This is a genomic window from Streptomyces europaeiscabiei (assembly GCF_001550375.1).
GTDB lineage: Bacteria > Actinomycetota > Actinomycetes > Streptomycetales > Streptomycetaceae > Streptomyces > Streptomyces europaeiscabiei.
In genome coordinates this window covers 50,594-66,182 of record NZ_LRTR01000532.1, presented here as the reverse complement: position 1 = coordinate 66,182, position 15,589 = coordinate 50,594, and the positions used below count along the sequence as shown (strand labels likewise).

The 15,589-nt window shown below is 69.4% G+C and carries 13 protein-coding genes and 2 pseudogenes; 8 read left to right on the top strand and 7 right to left on the bottom strand.

The annotated features are described in order from the left end of the window. The 3 genes and pseudogenes from AWZ10_RS26445 to AWZ10_RS26435 all read left to right on the top strand — a co-directional run. Window positions 1-961 (top strand): annotated as a pseudogene (locus AWZ10_RS26445) (serine protease); the annotation flags it as partial. A gap of 473 nt (window positions 962-1,434) precedes the next feature. After that, window positions 1,435-2,460, top strand: a complete 1,026-nt coding sequence (locus AWZ10_RS26440) for a zinc metalloprotease (RefSeq protein WP_060892168.1) — start codon at window positions 1,435-1,437, stop codon at window positions 2,458-2,460. Window positions 2,461-3,061: 601 nt separating this feature from the next. Beyond that, window positions 3,062-3,577 carry a MarR family winged helix-turn-helix transcriptional regulator gene (locus AWZ10_RS26435; protein ID WP_046703410.1) on the top strand — a complete coding sequence of 172 codons (516 nt, stop codon included), beginning with the start codon at window positions 3,062-3,064 and terminating at the stop codon, window positions 3,575-3,577. Window positions 3,578-3,658: 81 nt separating this feature from the next. Here the strand turns inward: AWZ10_RS26435 and AWZ10_RS26430 are convergent, their stop codons facing one another. From AWZ10_RS26430 to AWZ10_RS26420, 3 genes are all read right to left on the bottom strand, one after another. Continuing rightward, window positions 3,659-4,084 (bottom strand): PPOX class F420-dependent oxidoreductase, encoded by a 426-nt coding sequence (locus AWZ10_RS26430; protein WP_060892167.1) that lies wholly within the window; start codon window positions 4,082-4,084, stop codon window positions 3,659-3,661. A gap of 75 nt (window positions 4,085-4,159) precedes the next feature. Beyond that, on the bottom strand, window positions 4,160-4,552 hold the full coding sequence (locus tag AWZ10_RS26425) for a nuclear transport factor 2 family protein (protein WP_046703411.1): 393 nt from the start codon (window positions 4,550-4,552) through the stop codon (window positions 4,160-4,162). Window positions 4,553-4,626: 74 nt separating this feature from the next. Continuing rightward, complete coding sequence (locus tag AWZ10_RS26420) at window positions 4,627-5,007, bottom strand: VOC family protein (RefSeq protein ID WP_046703412.1); 381 nt, start codon at window positions 5,005-5,007, stop codon at window positions 4,627-4,629. 301 nt (window positions 5,008-5,308) lie between these two features. Here AWZ10_RS26420 and AWZ10_RS26415 point away from each other — a divergent pair, with 301 nt between their 5' ends. Beyond that, window positions 5,309-6,190: an SPL family radical SAM protein gene (locus AWZ10_RS26415; protein WP_060892166.1), complete on the top strand. Its 882-nt coding sequence runs from the start codon at window positions 5,309-5,311 to the stop codon at window positions 6,188-6,190. Window positions 6,191-6,217: 27 nt separating this feature from the next. Here AWZ10_RS26415 and AWZ10_RS53920 read toward each other — a convergent pair. Beyond that, window positions 6,218-6,331: pseudogene (locus AWZ10_RS53920) on the bottom strand (4-hydroxy-2-oxovalerate aldolase); the annotation flags it as partial. 190 nt (window positions 6,332-6,521) lie between these two features. Then, window positions 6,522-7,190 carry a hypothetical protein gene (locus AWZ10_RS26410; RefSeq protein ID WP_046703414.1) on the bottom strand — a complete coding sequence of 223 codons (669 nt, stop codon included), beginning with the start codon at window positions 7,188-7,190 and terminating at the stop codon, window positions 6,522-6,524. A 772-nt stretch (window positions 7,191-7,962) separates the two neighbouring features. Between AWZ10_RS26410 and AWZ10_RS26405 the strand changes: the two genes are divergently transcribed. The 4 genes from AWZ10_RS26405 to AWZ10_RS26390 all read left to right on the top strand — a co-directional run bounded on the left by AWZ10_RS26405 (window position 7,963) and on the right by AWZ10_RS26390 (window position 12,998). Then, window positions 7,963-9,783 carry a glycoside hydrolase family 15 protein gene (locus AWZ10_RS26405; RefSeq protein WP_046703415.1) on the top strand — a complete coding sequence of 607 codons (1,821 nt, stop codon included), beginning with the start codon at window positions 7,963-7,965 and terminating at the stop codon, window positions 9,781-9,783. 3 nt (window positions 9,784-9,786) lie between these two features. After that, on the top strand, window positions 9,787-10,731 hold the full coding sequence (locus AWZ10_RS26400; RefSeq protein WP_107084459.1) for a cyclase family protein: 945 nt from the start codon (window positions 9,787-9,789) through the stop codon (window positions 10,729-10,731). Between the two features lie 26 nt (window positions 10,732-10,757). Then, the gene (locus AWZ10_RS26395) at window positions 10,758-11,243 is read left to right on the top strand and encodes a gluconokinase (protein ID WP_060892173.1); all 486 of its coding nucleotides are present in this window, start codon (window positions 10,758-10,760) and stop codon (window positions 11,241-11,243) included. A 174-nt stretch (window positions 11,244-11,417) separates the two neighbouring features. Continuing rightward, window positions 11,418-12,998 (top strand): GMC oxidoreductase, encoded by a 1,581-nt coding sequence (locus tag AWZ10_RS26390; protein ID WP_060892165.1) that lies wholly within the window; start codon window positions 11,418-11,420, stop codon window positions 12,996-12,998. Window positions 12,999-13,038: 40 nt separating this feature from the next. On the opposite strand, the gene AWZ10_RS26385 is transcribed toward AWZ10_RS26390, so the two are convergent. Both AWZ10_RS26385 and AWZ10_RS26380 read right to left on the bottom strand, forming a co-directional pair. Beyond that, window positions 13,039-14,079: a cytochrome d ubiquinol oxidase subunit II gene (locus AWZ10_RS26385; protein WP_046703417.1), complete on the bottom strand. Its 1,041-nt coding sequence runs from the start codon at window positions 14,077-14,079 to the stop codon at window positions 13,039-13,041. After that, window positions 14,079-15,563: a cytochrome ubiquinol oxidase subunit I gene (locus AWZ10_RS26380; protein WP_060892164.1), complete on the bottom strand. Its 1,485-nt coding sequence runs from the start codon at window positions 15,561-15,563 to the stop codon at window positions 14,079-14,081. Before AWZ10_RS26380 ends, AWZ10_RS26385 begins: the two co-directional genes overlap by 1 nt. Window positions 15,564-15,589 lie beyond the last annotated feature (26 nt).

Sequence of the window (15,589 nt, the reverse complement as noted above, 5' to 3'; positions counted from 1 at the left end):
TCCGGCCGTCGCGGCGTCGCCCCCGGCCGTCGAGAGGGTCCCCGCGCGGGCGGGCCTGCGCGCCCGGGAGGGCGCGTTCGGCGGCAGACGGCATCTGGTCTTCCTGCACGGTCGCTCCCAGGAAGGCCTGGTGCCCGAGAACCTGCGCCGCGACTGGACGGCCGGACTCAACCAGGGGCTCGTCCGCGCCGGTCTTCCACCGGTCGACCCGGCGGACGTCTGGTTCCCGTACTACGGCGACAGACTGGTGCAGGCCCTGACCGCGCATGAGGCCGTCCCCCACCTCGTCGAGGCGCCGACCGCCAGGGCGGCGGAGGCGGTCGCACCGACCGCCCCCACCGCCCGCGCGGTGTACGAGGAGATCATCGGCGAGGCGGCCACGAAGTGGGACATGCCGCACGAGAGCCGGCTGGCCACCGAACGGATCGGCATGGGTGACGTGGTCGGGGCCCTGCAGAAGCGGCTGAGCTGGCTGGCCGCCAGGAGCGACCTCGATGCGTGGGCGATCGCCCTGGTCTTCCGTGACGTGGCCGCGTACCTCGACGACCAGCGCATCCGGGAGGAGGTCCTGGGCTGTGTATTGGAGACGATGCCGGACGCGGGAGAAGTGGTGCTGGTCAGTCACAGCCTCGGCACGGTCGTCGGCCTGGATCTCACCACACGGCTGTCCCCCGGGGTGGACCTCGTCCATCTGACCACGGCGGGCAGTCCCCTCGGACTGGACAGCGTGTACAGCAGGCTGCTCGTCGGCGGGCCGAAGCGTCCGGACGTCGTGGCGGACTGGCTCAACGTCTGGTGCCCGACCGACGCGGTGGCCATCGGATGCCCGTTGGGCGACGACTGGGCGGACGGACTGTCCGACCTCGCCGTCGTCAACGCCCGCGACCGTGCGCACAGCATCGTCGAGTACCTCGCCCACCCCGACGTCGCCCGGTCGATCGGCAGCCACCTCGGCGGCTGAGTCTGCCGTTCCGTCACCGGTGCCGACCGGTGTCGTCGGTGATCACGTTGCCCCTCATTCGGCTGGGACGACCCGCCGGGCTTGACGGCCGGTCAGAGATGGAAGGGTGGTCCTGCACTCGTGACCACCCTCCGCCTCTCCGCCCCTGGACCGGTCGGCCGGGTCCGGTAGCCGTCACGCAACTGGTGGCCGCCCGGGGGACGCTGTCTCCCTACGGAGGCCGGCCGTGGGTGCGACTCCATGTCGCGCATCGGATGCTTCGAGCGCGTATCCCGCGCACTCCCGTGCACGTGAGGGATTCCGATGAATACCAAATCACCCAAAACGACAATACAGTCGCACAATAATTTCAATCGGACCATACTGGAATGTGAGCTTCCCATGTTGGCCCGCTCGTGCGTCGAGCCGAGCAACCCATCCATTGTCAGAGCGGTCGGGGAAACCGTTCCGAATGTGATGCGAAAGGATGCGCCATGGAACTCGAATCTCTCCCGGATGACGTCGTCGCGGCGATCGAAGTGCGGGATCGCTGGAGGCGTGCATCGGCCAGCGGTGGCCTGGAGTTCCTCGTCACCGACATCGCACGGTGGACACCCGGTTCGACCGTGCGGGTCGCGTTTCTCGACGGGGACGAACAACTGCACGCGGACATCGCAGGAGCGACGGCGCAGATCACCGACGCCTGCAACCTGAAACTCGACTTCGGCCACGACGAGGCGACCGGAACGTTCCGACGATGGAGCACGGCCGACACCGCCTTCGCCGCTGAGATCCGGGTCAGCTTCGACATGCAGGGCTACTTCTCCCTGGTCGGCACCGACAGCACGGATCGCACCATCGGCGCGGCAGGCGGTCAGGTCGGGGGCAATCCGGGCCAGCGCAGCCTGAACCTCGGGCGCTACGCGGTGAACCGGCCCACCCAGTGGGAGGGCACCGTGCGTCACGAGTTCCTGCACGCACTGGCATTCCACCACTCCCACCAGAACATGCGCGGCACCTGCGAGGTCGAGTTCCGTTGGGATGACGACGCCGGGTATGTTCCCACACAGGACGGGAACGGCGTCTTCGTGGCGGACGCTCAAGGTCGGCGCCCCGGCATCTACACGTACCTCGCGGGAGAGCCGAACCGATGGCCGCGCGCGAAGGTGGATCACAACCTTCGCACCGAGGACGACCCGGATGTGGTCGCCGGGCCTTTCGACCCGCAATCCGTGATGCTCTACCGGTTCCCGTCGTTCTTCTACAAGTCCGCCCCGAGCAGTTGCGCACCGACCGGCAACGGGCAGACCCTGTCGGACGGCGACAAGCGCGGGCTCAACCTGCTGTACCCGCACACCGCGGAGGAGGTGGCGGACCTTCAGGCCCGCGCCGACACGGTCCTGCAGTCGATCGGGGCCGGCGCGGAGGGACTTCCCAGTTCGAACGGCGGCAACCTGGTCGAGGCGTACCGCAGCCGGGTCGGGGTACTGGTCGCCGCACAGGCCGCGGGCGCCGACTGACCCGAGCAGGCAGACGCTGTCTGCCGGCACCCCCTACGAGGGGCTCCTCGGCGGCTCGCCGAGCGGAGGACTCGAGCGAGCCGCCGGGGGCGGCGCGCCGAGACCACCGGACCTCGAACGCCCGATCACGCAGGTGTCCGACGAGATCGGCGCCGGCTTGAGGCGCGTCTCGGGAATTTCCCGCAATCGGGCTGTACCCAGAAGGAGTTGGGCAACAGCGTCGGCGGCCAGGCCTCCTCCCAGCGTGACGCATCGGAACAGCGCGAAGGACGGGGAGTTCACCGCGGCTGACCGTCGTGCAGCGGCGGCCACGCCATCACCCGCAACTCCGCCCCGTAGGGCCGGGAACGGGCCCGCGTCGTACGGGGCCCGCGCGATCGGCGTCGTCATCACCAAACTCCGGCCGGACGGACCTGTTTACGGGTCGGCCGGCTGCCGGGCTCGCTGTGGATCGATGATCCGGGCCCAGGTCCTGGACGGACAAGTCGCCTGCCTCGCGTGCGCCCTCGCACCGAGCGTGTTCGTGCGCGAGCGCGGATTGCCCGGAGCAGCGACAGGTACAGTTTCCAGCTGCGGAAGATAATTCTTCGGAAGATGAGTGATGGCTGACGCTGACCTGAAGCTGTTGTACCGGGAGCTCGTCTCGCTGGAGATCGAGTTGTGGGACGGCATCGAGGGGCGGTTGCGGGCCGAGTACGACTTGGCGCTGACCTCGTTCGAGGTGCTGCACCTGCTGCTGCGGCGGCCCGGGCGGCGGATCCAGGACATCGCGGAGGAGTTCTCGATCACGGTGGGCGGCACGAGCAAAGTCGTCGACCGTCTGGAGGCGGCGGGCCTGTGTGCGCGGCGGGCCAATCCGAACGACCGCCGCTCCTCGATCGTCGAGTTGACGTCTGCGGGGCGCAAGCTGGTGGACGGGGCATTGAAGGTCTTCGAGGAAGAGCTGGAACTGCGGATCGGGTCGGTGATTCCCGAGCAGTCGGTACGCGAGGTGACGGCGGTCCTCAGCACACTGCGGGCGGCCGGACGCGCCCTGGACGCGGAGCGGAGGGCCGCCGCTCAGACGCCGGTGTCGGCTGCGCGGGCGCCGAAGCGGCCCGGCGGACCGAGATCGTGAGCGGCGAGGGCTCCGCAGCGCCCATGGGCTGATGGGCCGGGGCCGGAAGAACGCAAGCCCCCGACCCATCAGCCCAACGCTTCAGTCGGCGATGCCGGCGAAGGCGATGACTTTGTCGATGTGGCCCTGGACGAGGAGGTTCCCGGGACCGCCGTTGCGTGCGGCGTACTCCTCCGTGCGATCGTCGCCCATGTATCGGGCGCCGAGGAGGCCGCCCCAGCGCACCATGTCCTCCGGGTCCTCGGAGATCGTCGCTCGGCCCTGGAGGAGGACGAACGCGTACGGGGGGCGGTCCTCGTCGACGCAGAGGGCGAACCGTCCGTCGCGGGCGAGGTTGCGGCCCTTGACCCCGTTCTTCTCGGTGGTGAGCACGATGTCGTCGCCGTCGAGGAGGAACCAGACCGGTGTCACGTGGGGGCTGCCGTCGGCGCGGACGGTGGACAGCTTGCCGGTACGGGTGCCGTGCGTGACGAACGCACGCCACTGCTCCTCGGTCATCTTCCGCATGCGGGTGCCTTCCATGTGCGTATGGATCAACTGGTGGGTGTCCGAGGCCGAGTTCGGCCTCGGACACCGCGGGTTCTAGCCCCAGAAGGCGTCTTCGGCGGCCGGGTCGGCGGAGAACAGCCACATCTCGGTGATCCTGCCGTTCTCGATGCGCAGGACGTCGACGCCGTCCATGCTCATCGACGCGTCGCCGTGACGGCCGGTGAAGTGGATGGTGGCGGCCACCAGGTCGCCGTTGCCCATGAGGGTGTGGATCTTGTCGATGGCGAAGGTGCCCTGGCTGGCCTCCATCATGCTGCCGAGCATCTGGAAGACCGCGGCCTGGCCCTTGTGTTCGCCGGAGAACTGGTTGGCGCCGGGCTGGTGCCAGACGATGTCGGCGTCGAGGAGTTCACCGAGAGCGGCCATGTCTCCGGTCTGGACGGCCTGGAAGTAGGTGCGGGCGGTGTCGATGTTCGCGCTGGTCATGTCGTTTGCTCCTGGGTTCTTGTGCGAGGGGGGTGGTTGTCGGGCGAGTGCCGTGCGGTGGCCTGCGCGGTCGGTCAGGGGGCGGGTGCCGAGAAGACGCCGAAATGGTTGCCGGCCGTGTCGCCCAGCCGGGCGAAGGTGAAGCCCGCGGAGTCGGAGACCGGCTCCATGAGCACCTCGGCGCCCAGTGCGCCGGCGCGCTCGACGGTCGCGGCGACGTCCTGGACGAGGACGTAGAAGATCGCGTAGTTGGGGAACTTGCCTTCCGACTCCCACACGCCGCCCGCCGGCTGCTGGGCACCGGGCGTCATCACCGAGTGGTAGGTGACACCCGGGGTGTCGGCGTTGAGGACGTAGTTCCAGTCGAAGAGCTCCCCGTAGAACTCCTTGACCTTCTCCGGCTGGTCGGTGCCGAACTCGAACCAGGCGACCGAGTTGAAGGCGGGAACGGTCATGACACTCACTCCTCTCAGCCCCATATCGGGACAAAGGTAACTCTCCAGGGCGGACTCGATCCGGAGGGCGACGGCCGCACTCCGGCGGAACGACCCCACGGGGCCTGCCTGCCGGGGCGGGCAACCAAAGCGCCGGATCGGCCGCCCGCCCAGCAAACCATTTAGATTCCATGGAATCAACTTCCAGGGATTATTGTTCCTTGTGATGCACGTGTGGCGTCCAGTCGCATCGCCCGGCGGGCGGCCCAGGAACGTGGCGCGACCGCGGCGCGGGCGGCCCGGCAACAGAGAGGAACCCGTCATGGAACCGGTCGAGATCGAGGCGAAGACCCTGATCCAGAAGTCGAAGACCCCGTCGAACGACTACGTGATCAACCCCTACACCGGCTGCGTTCTGGGCTGCGCGTACTGCTTCGCCTCTTTCGCCGGACGGCAGTTCGGCCGGTCGGCCAAGGAGTGGGGCGACTACCTGTACGTGAAGAAGAACGCCGTCGAGCTGGCCCGCAAGGAGCTGGCCCGGATGCCCGAGCACAAGCGCCACGGCACGATGCTGCTCAGCTCGGTCACCGACCCCTACCAGGGCCACGAGACGCGCTACCGGCTCACCCGGGGCATCCTGCGCGAGCTGAAGGCGGTCGAGTACCCGGGTCTGGTCCGCATCCTGACCAAGTCGCCCGTCGTCACCCGCGACATCGACCTGCTCACCAGCCTGCCCCGGGCGGAGGTCGGCATGACCGTGACCACCGCGGACGACAAGGTCAGCCGCTGGCTGGAGGTCCGCGCCCCCCTCGCCTCCCGCCGCCTGCGCACCCTCACGGAACTGCGCGAGGCCGGCATTCCCACCTTCGCCTTCGTCGGCCCGCTCCTGCCCCACTTCGCCGCCCAGCCCGAACTCCTGGACCACCTCTTCGGGCAACTCGTCGAGGCCGGCATCACCGAGGTGTTCATGGAGCACATCAACCTCAAGCGGTACATCCGCGAGCGCATGGACCAGGTCCTGGCCGACGAACCCGACGAGGTACGCAAGGCATACGTACAGGCCCGCACCGAGGAACACCGCGAGCGGCTCGACGCGATCGTGGCCGGCCTGCTGGCCAAGCACGGGCTGCGGCTGCGCTTCGACGAGGTCGTCCACCACGACGACAACGACGCCCTGCGGCAGAGGCTGGCCGGTTCGGCGTGAGCGCGTCGCACCGGCGGGAGCGTCAGGACGGACGCCGAGGGTGTGGGCGCGTTCGAGTTCGGCGATCGTGCCGATGCCGGGGAGGAGGAGGGTGGTGAGGAAGGTGTGTGTGAGGTTGTCGGCGGCGGCCTCGATCCATTCCGCTGACGGATTCCATCAGCAGCCGCTTCTGGCTGGCCGAGGACAGGACGTTTGACCGACCTTCAGTGCGCAGGAGGTCGCCGCGTGGTGTCGTGTACTGGTCGGCGCCGACCAGTATCGGCGCGGCGACCAGCGCGGGTGGTGCCGTGTGTGGACGGTGATGCGCTCGAACCGTCGGGGAAAGGACCGCTCAGGACGCCACGACGGTTGCGGGCCCCGGGCGGAAACTCGCCACAAGAATGTGCAGGCTGACGACGAGAGCCCACACGGGGAAGACCAGTTCGACCCAGGCGATGCTGCGCGAGACGAAGAGCAGCGTCAGAGCTACGAGATAGCCGAGGAGGGCAAGCCAGCGCGGAAGGACTCCGAGCCGATGCCCGATGGTGGAGGTCGTGAAGGTGAATACCGCGGCCATGCGCATCGCGTAGGTGGTCAGGAGGCTGTAGGTGACATGACTGCCGAATGACCACCCTGGCGGCCTGGAGCCGGCCCCGGAGGCATCGGCCGTGACCAGTAGGCCGCCGGCCGCCGCCGCGGCCCCGAAGAGAGTCGCCACGAACAGCAGACCGCTGCCCAGGAAGACCATGGCGAAGAACTGGTCCTCGGCCGCTCCGATGCGGGCGCGCACAGCGCCCATGAACCACAGGAAGAAGATGCCCGCGAAGGGAATGAGGTTGAGCGCCGTATGTACCGTACGCCGACGCGAGGGGTCGGTGACCCAGCTGTTGCCCACGTAGTCGGACTCGTCCGGTATCGCCACGCGGACCATGATGATGGCCGCGGCGAGCAGCAGGGCGAAGATGATCCCCACCACTCCCGCGGCTCGTGGAGTGCGCAGCGCCTGAAGCTTCGTCTCCATGGGCGGTCTTTCGCTTCCTCTCCCGGCCGGTCCTGCTCCCCGTGTGGTGACAGCCCTTTCCCGGTCCGGTCCGGTGTCGGTGTCGGTGTCGGTGTCGGTGTCGGTGGACAGACTCCGACAGCGCGGGTTCCGCCCGACGCGTCACGGGTCGCCGCGAGGGTGCGCCGCGACCTCGCGCGGAGGCCCGGCCGGGTGGCGACCAAGACCAGCAAGCACCGTCGTACGTCGATGTGCCACTGGGCCTGTCCATGCGGGTGACGTGCGCCGACCACCAGTGACTCGGACCGTGCGATTCGGGGTCCCCCATGCGGCCCGCTGGGAACGTCGGGCTGTGGGCGGCCGGCAGCCGACGACCGATACACCCCGGTGGACGCTCGGCTCCCAGCCCGTCAGGGAGGCTCACCAGCCGGACGTGGATCATCTCCATGCACAACCTCGCTCGCTCGGCCGACGGACGCACCGAGGCGCCACGTGCCCGAGCGCGGCCCCCTCCCGTCCGCGACCGACCGACTCCAGCCAGTAACACCTACGGGGTGGGGGTCGGCGAGCCGGGTGCGGGGGGGGGCGGCTCCGACACCCCCGGTCGCCCGGTCAAGACTCCCACCGCGATCGGCCCGCATCCGGTCGCCCCCGGGCCGCGAGAGCGCCGCACGCGGAGTGTCGGCGGCGCCAGCGGTGAGCGAGCGGCCGTCGACCGTGCCAACGTGGCAAGGGCCATCCGAGTGACGGATAGTGGGACGCATGGGGTTATTTCCGATACTTCGGAGCAGCCATGGACCGCTACCCTCCCATCGCCGAGCACGGCCTGGTGGGCGACCTGCAGACCGCCGCGCTCGTCTCGTCGCAGGGTGTCGTGGACTGGTTCGCCGCTCCCCGGTTCGACTCGCCCAGCATCTTCGCCGCCCTGCTCGACCACGACGGGGGCGGGTACATGCGGCTCGCCCCCGAGCACCCCGACGCCACCTGCAAGCAGCTCTATTACCCCGACACGGCCATTCTGGTGACCCGGTTCATGTCACCGGACGGCGTGGGCGAGGTGGTCGACTTCATGCCTCCGGACCGGACCCGCACCGCAACCGACCGTCACACCCTGATACGCCTGGTGCGTGCCGTGCGGGGAACCGTCGACTTCACGCTCGAATGCCGGCCGCGCTTCGACTACGGCCGGGTCGAGCACCAACTGGAACTCGGCGAGAACACCGGCCTGTTCCGGTCCCCGGGGATGGACGCGCACCTGCAGACCTCGTTCCCGCTGGAGCGGGACGGCCAGGACGTACGCGGCAGGGTGACGCTGAGCGCAGGCGAGTCCGGCGGCGCCGTGTTCACCGTCTGCGCCTCCGGCGGCGAGGCACCCGCACCCCTCACGGTCGACGGGCTCACCGCACAGGTCGATGACACCGGCCTCTTCTGGCAGGGCTGGCTGCGTCAGTCCCGCTACCGGGGCCGCTGGCCCGAGCTGGTGCACCGTTCGGTCATCACCCTCAAGCTCCTCACCTACGCCCCCACCGGCGCCCTCGTCGCGGCGGCCACCATGGGCCTGCCCGAGCAGGTCGGCGGAGAGCGCAACTGGGACTACCGGTTCACCTGGGTACGCGACGGCGCGCTGTCCGTGCGGGCCATGCTGGACCTGGGGTTCGTCGAGGAGGCCACCGCCTTCGTCCACTGGCTCGTCGACAGACTGCACGAGCGCGAAGGCAAGGAGGAGGAGCCGCTCCAGACGATGTACCGGATCGACGGCAACCCCGACCTGCCGGAGGAGACACTCGAACACTTCGAGGGCTACCAAGGCTCCTCCCCCGTCCGCATCGGCAACGGCGCCGCCGACCAGCTCCAGCTGGACATCTACGGCGAGGCCCTCTACGCGGTGTCCCAGGGGCTCGAGCTCGCGCAGCAGACCACGTACCGGGGATGGAAGGTGGTGGCCAGGACGCTGGACTGGCTCGCCGACCACTGGGACCGGCCGGACGAGGGCATCTGGGAGACCCGCGGCGGCCGCCAGGACTTCACCTACAGCCGCGTGATGTGCTGGGTCGCCTTCGACCAGGGCCTGCGCCTGGCCGAGCACTTCCGCAGGCCCGCCGACGTGGAGAAGTGGCGAAGCGCCAGGGACGCCGTCCTCGAACAGGTCATGGAACGCGGCTGGAGCGAGCAGGAGGGTGCCTTCGTCCAGCACTACGGCGGCGACGTCCTGGACGCTTCCCTGCTGCTCATGCCCAGGGTCGAATTCATCGCCCCGAGGGACCCGGCCTGGCTCTCCACTCTCGACGCGATGGACCGCAAGCTGGTCTCCGACAGCCTCGTCTACCGCTACGACCCGGCGGCATCACCGGACGGGCTGCGCGGCTCGGAGGGCACCTTCAGCCTGTGCACCTTCCTCTACGTCGACGCGCTGGCCCGGGCGGGGCGGCTGCCCCAGGCCCGCTACACCTTCGAGAAGATGCAGACCTACGCGAACCACGTCGGACTGTTCGCCGAGGAGGTCGGTCCGAGCGGGGAGCAACTGGGCAACTTCCCCCAGGCGTTCACCCACCTGTCGCTCATCATGGCCGCCACCACCCTCGACAAGGCGCTCGACGCGGAGAACGGGCGCTGATCCATGGTCACGCATGCCCGTCCGGCAGGACCGCCGCCGCTGACCGAGGACGAGTTCGGCGTGCTGTACCGGCGTCTGCTCTCGCGCGCCGCCTGGGCCGCAGGTGACCGGGGTGCTTTGGACGCGCTCACTCCCTCCCGGGTGGTGGCCGCCACCCGGGAGGTGCGGACCGGCCGAACGGTGACGCTCTCCGCGCCGGTGGAGACGCTGGCCGGCCCGGACAATCCGGAGCCCGCGAGGCACCGGATGAGCGGGCAGCCGGACGAGGACGCCCCGGGCGGGCTCCACTTCGCGAGGGACAGCTTCGCGATGAACGTGCACGGCGACGCCGACAGCCACATCGACGCCCTCTGCCACGTGATCTACGACGGCACACTGCACGGTGGCGTGTCCGCGAGCAGCGTCACGGCGGGCGGGGCCACGGCGCTCTCGATCGAGGCGGCGCGCGACGGCATCGCCGGACGCGGCGTACTGCTGGACATCCCTCGGCTGCGCGGCGTGCCCTGGCTCGAACCGGGTGATCACGTGAGCGCCGACGACCTCACCGCGGCCGAGACGGCCCAGCGTGTCCGCGTGGCCGAGGGCGACCTCCTGTTCGTCCGGGTCGGCCACCGCCGACGCCGCGCCGAACTGGGCGCATGGCACGCGGCGGACGCTCGCGCGGGGCTCCATCCGTCCGCGTTGGAGTTCCTGGCGGACCGGCGGGTCGCCGTGCTCGGCGGCGACGGCAACAACGACACGGCCCCGAGCTCCACCGAGGGCGTCGACTTCCCCGTGCATGTGCTGGCAGTCCACGCCATGGGCCTTCACCTGCTGGACTACCTGCAGTTCGAGGACCTGGCACCGGTCTGCGAGGCGGAGGGACGCTGGTCCTTCCTCTGTGTGATCGCCCCGCTGAGGCTGCCGGACGCCACCGGCTCGCCGGTCAACCCGATTGCCGTCCTGTGACCCCGGTGCCCAAGGTCGTGGTGGTCATGGGGGTCTCGGGATCGGGCAAGTCCACCGTGGGACTTCTGCTCGCGCAGCGCCTCGGAGTGCCCTTCCTGGAGGCGGACGGCGTCCACCCGGCCGCGAACCGCGCCAAGATGACCGCGGGTCGCCCACTCGACGACGAGGATCGCCGGCCGTGGCTGCTGTCCCTCGCCGAGTGGATCCGCGAGGCGACCGATGCCGGCCAGGGCGGGGTGGTGGCGTGCTCGGCCCTCAAGCACGCGTACCGGAACGTCTTCCGCAGGGCGGGCGCGGGCGTGTGGTTCCTGTATCTGGCGCTCGACCGCGCGACCGCCGACCTACGGGTCGCAGGCCGTGTGGACCACTTCATGCCCGCCCGGCTGGTGGACTCCCAGTACGCCGCCCTCGAACCGCTGCGGCCGGACGAGCCCGGCCTGACCGTCGACGCGGCGGCGGACCCGCGGACCATCGTCGACCAGGCGGTGCGCGCCGTCCGGACCATGAGGTGACTGCACACCCGTTCGACTCCGTCGGGTCGCCGCCATCCAACCCACCCGATAGCTTGATGATTGGAGCTGAATGTCCCGATTGCGTAAGCGTCCGTGCGGAACAGCCCAGCCCACGGGCCCTCGGGCGGGCGCTACGGCCAGGACAGCCGACGACTTCCAGAACGGGACCCCCTCATGGCCGACGATCAGCACTACGACGTCATCATCATCGGTACGGGAGCGGGCGGCGGTACGCTCGCGCACCGGCTGGCCCCCACCGGCAAGCGGGTCCTGATCCTGGAGCGCGGCGACTACCTGCCGCGGGAGCGGGACAACTGGGACTCCACCGCCGTCTTCGTCAAGGGCAAGTACCGTGCCCCCGAGTTCTGGTACGACAGACACGGCAACCAGTTCCCCCCGGAGGTCAATTACTACGTCGGGGGCAACACCAAGTTCTACGGCGCCGCGCTCTTCCGACTCCGGCCCGAGGACTTCGGCGAACTCCGCCACCACGACGGCGTCTCACCGGCCTGGCCGATCCGCTACGAGGACCTGGAGCCGTACTACACCCAGGCCGAGCACCTCTATCTGGTGCACGGCCGCCACGGCGAGGACCCCACAGGAGGGCCGACCAGCGCGCAGTACGCCTACCCGCCGGTCGAGCACGAGGCGCGCATCCAGCAGCTCAGCGACGATCTGGGCAAGGCCGGCCTGCACCCCTTCCACCTGCCCATCGGCGTGAACCTCACCCAGGACGATAACGGTCGGGCCACCCACGACAGCGTCTGCATCCGCTGCGACCGCGTCGACGGCTTCCCCTGCCTGGTGGGCGCCAAGTCCGACGCGCAGGTGATCTGCGTCGACCCGGCGCTCGAGTACGACAACGTCACGATGGTGACCAACGCCAATGTGCGGCGTCTGGAGACCGACCCGACCGGACGCACCGTCACCAGCGTCGTCGCCGAACTCAGGAACGGAGTGACCGAGGGATTCAGCGCCGACATCGTGGTGGTCGCCGCCGGCGCGGTCAACTCCGCCGCCCTGCTGCTCCGTTCGGCGGGGGACAAGCACCCCGGCGGCCTGGCCAACAGCTCGGACGTGGTGGGACGCCACTACATGCGTCACAACAACCTGGCGCTGATGGCGGTCTCGAAGGAACCGAACCCCACCAGATTCCAGAAGACCTTGGCGCTGAACGACTGGTACCTGGGCGCGGACGACTGGGAGTATCCGCTCGGCGGCATCCAGATGCTCGGCAAGTCGGACGCCGACCAGATCCATGGCGAGGCACCGCGCTGGGCCGGTGCCGTCACGCCCGACATGCCCTTCGAGGTACTGGCGCACCATGCCGTCGACTTCTGGCTGTGCGGAGAGGACCTCCCGCTGCCCGAGAGCCGGGTCACCCTCGACAAGGACGACGGCATCCACCTGGCGCTCGACGAGAAGAACAACGTGGCCGGGTTGAAGCGCCTCCAGCACAAGCTTCAGGGCATGCTCGGGCACCTGGGCATGCACGAGCACCATCTGCTGTCGCACAGCATCTACCTGCACAAGGGCATGCCGATCGGCGCCACCGCGCACCAGGCGGGCACCGTGCGGTTCGGGGACGACCCGAAGAGTTCGGCCCTCGACGTCAACTGCAAGGCCCACGACCTCGACAACCTCTACGTCGTGGACACCAGCTTCTTCCCCAGCATCGGCGCGGTGAATCCGTCCCTGACCGCCATCGCCAACGCCCTGCGGGTCGGCGACCACATCGGCGCCCGACTGAGCTGACAAGGGTGTCGTACACAGCGACGGAGTCGGCCGGCCACTGTCACAGGTTGTCGCCGGGTGCTCCGGCGGCCCGGGTGTCGGCGTCGGTGAGTTCCTCCAGCTCACCCATCGTGTCGAGCCGGTAGAGCAGCGCCAGCGCCGGACCGACCAGCACGATCGCGATGACCGTGACGATCGCCAGCCAGCGCAGGGTGTGAGCGGCGCCGGCCGCTTCGGCCACCGTCAGCGAGGTGGGCAGCGCATAGGGCCGCTGCGCGAAGCCCCAGGCGCCGACGGTCAGGGCGACGCTCGCCACCGAGGTGTAGCGGGACCAGCCGTGGGACCGGCGCAGCACAAGCAGCACCGTGGCCAGACCGCAGACCGCGGCCAGGATGATCAGCAGCAGGCCCAGGCCCCCGATGAGGCCGTCCCAGACGTACCGGGCGTCGTCGTGGGTGACGGGCAGGCCGATGAGCGCAAGGACCACAACGGCGCCGAAGGCGATCAGCGCCCGTACGCGGAAGTAGTCGACGAGATCGTGCGCGCCGAACCGCACGGCGTCGGCGCAGAGGAAGACCGCCCCGAGGAAGGCGGTGGCGGCGATGGCCAGCAGTCCCACGAGGACGGAGGTTCCATTGGCCCAGGCATCCGCCGAGGCGGTCGTGCCGACCTTGACCCGGCCGGAGGCGATGCCACCGATCACCGCCCCGAGGAAGAACGGCGTCACCAGTGACGAGACGGCGAACACCGCGCCGTAGATGCGTCGTTGGGCCAGCCGCCGGGACGGCTTGCGCAGGGCGAACCCGGCGCCGCGGAGCACCAGGCCGATGGCGGCGAGGGCGAGCGGCAGCCACATCGCGGAGAAGACTGCCTGGAACATCGTCGGGAAGCCGGTCCACATGATGACCAGAATGAAGATCAACCAGACGTTGTTGACCTCCCAGACCGGCGCCATGGCGTGGTCGATGAGCCAGCGGGGCCGCTTGCCGCGTTCCGCGCCGCCGGCCATGAGGTCCCAGAAGCCCGCGCCGTAGTCCGTGCCTCCGGCGCAGGCGTAGGCGGCGATCGCGAACACCAGCACCCATGCGATGATTTCGGCCATTACGACGCACCGTCAGGGGTGTGGTCGGACCCGCCGCCGGGCGCGGTCCCGACGGCTGCGGGCTCGGGCTCGCTTCTGGGCCCATAAGGGGTGTCGGTCTCCGGGGGCAGTTCGCCGTGCGCGGCGGCCGAGCCCTCGTCGGCGATGCGCCAGCGGGTGCGCATCTTCAGGAGGACCGCGAGGAACGCACCGAATACGGCCACGTACACGACGATGACGATGCCGAGCATCGCCCACAGCGATCCGGCGTGAGTGCTGGTCACCGCCTCCGAGACCCTCATGTGGTGGTAGACGATCCAGGGCTGGCGGCCGACCTCCGTGGTGATCCAGCCGCACTCCACGGTGACCAGACAGGCGACTCCCGCGAGCGCGGCGCAGCGATAGAACCAGCGGCCGCCGGGGTTGTCCCGGTGTCGCCACCAGGACCAGGCGTACCAGAGCGCGAGCAGGAGCAGCAGGCTGCCGATGGTGACCATGATGTCGAAGGCCCAGTGGGCGATGGTGGCCTGAGTCGCCGTCGGGCGGTCACTCGCGGGGACCGACGACAGGCCCGTCACCTTGGTGTCCGGGCTGAATCCGGCGAGGATCGAGTCCAGTTGGGGGATCTTGAGGCCGCCGGAGATCGTCCCGTCGGGATGCAGACGCCCGAACATGTACTCCGGTACGTGGGTGTCGGTCTTCCAGACGATCTCCATGGCGGCGAACTTGATCGGCTGCTTGTGGAAGACGGCGCGAGCGGCGGAGTCACCGAGCATGAACTGGACCGGGGTGAGGATCGAGGCAACCGTGAACGGCACGGTGAAGCCGAGCCGGTGGTAGCGGTCGCGGCGTCCGCGCAGCCAGCCGACCGCGTACACACTGGCGACCACGTAGCCGGCTGTCAGGAGCATCGCGACCACGAAGTGCCAGTACTCCGGGCCGAACATCGGTGTGAAGATCGCCTGCCGCACGTTGACGTCGACCGGATTGCCCCGGGCGTCCAGGCGGAACCCCTGCGGGGTGTTCATCCAGGAGTTGGCGGCGATGATGCCGAACGATCCCATCAGCGCGGCCAGCGGCAGCGGTACGGCCAGCCAGAAGTGCGTCCAGGGCTTGAGCCGACGCCAGCCGTAGAGGTAGATCGCGATCAGGACGGCCTCCAGGAAGAACGCCCATGCCTCGATGCCGAACCCGAGGCCGAACACGTCACCCCAGCGGCCCATCAGGCCGGGCCACAGCAGACCGAACTCGAAGGACAGCACGGTGCCGGTGATGACGCCGATGGCGAACTGGACGGCCATCACCGCCGACCAGCGCCGGGCGAGGGTGAGGGCGACGGGGTCGTTGCGGCGCAGCCCCCGGTGGTGCATCAGCAGCGTGATGAACGGCAGTGCCACACCGAACGGGACCAGCAGGATGTGTGAGGCCAGGGTGAAAGCCATCAGTTCACGAGCCGGCAGGAGTTGGTCCGGCGTGTTCGCGAGATGGACCGCTGTGCTGAGCATGTGCGCCTCGGAGGTCTGCCCCGCAT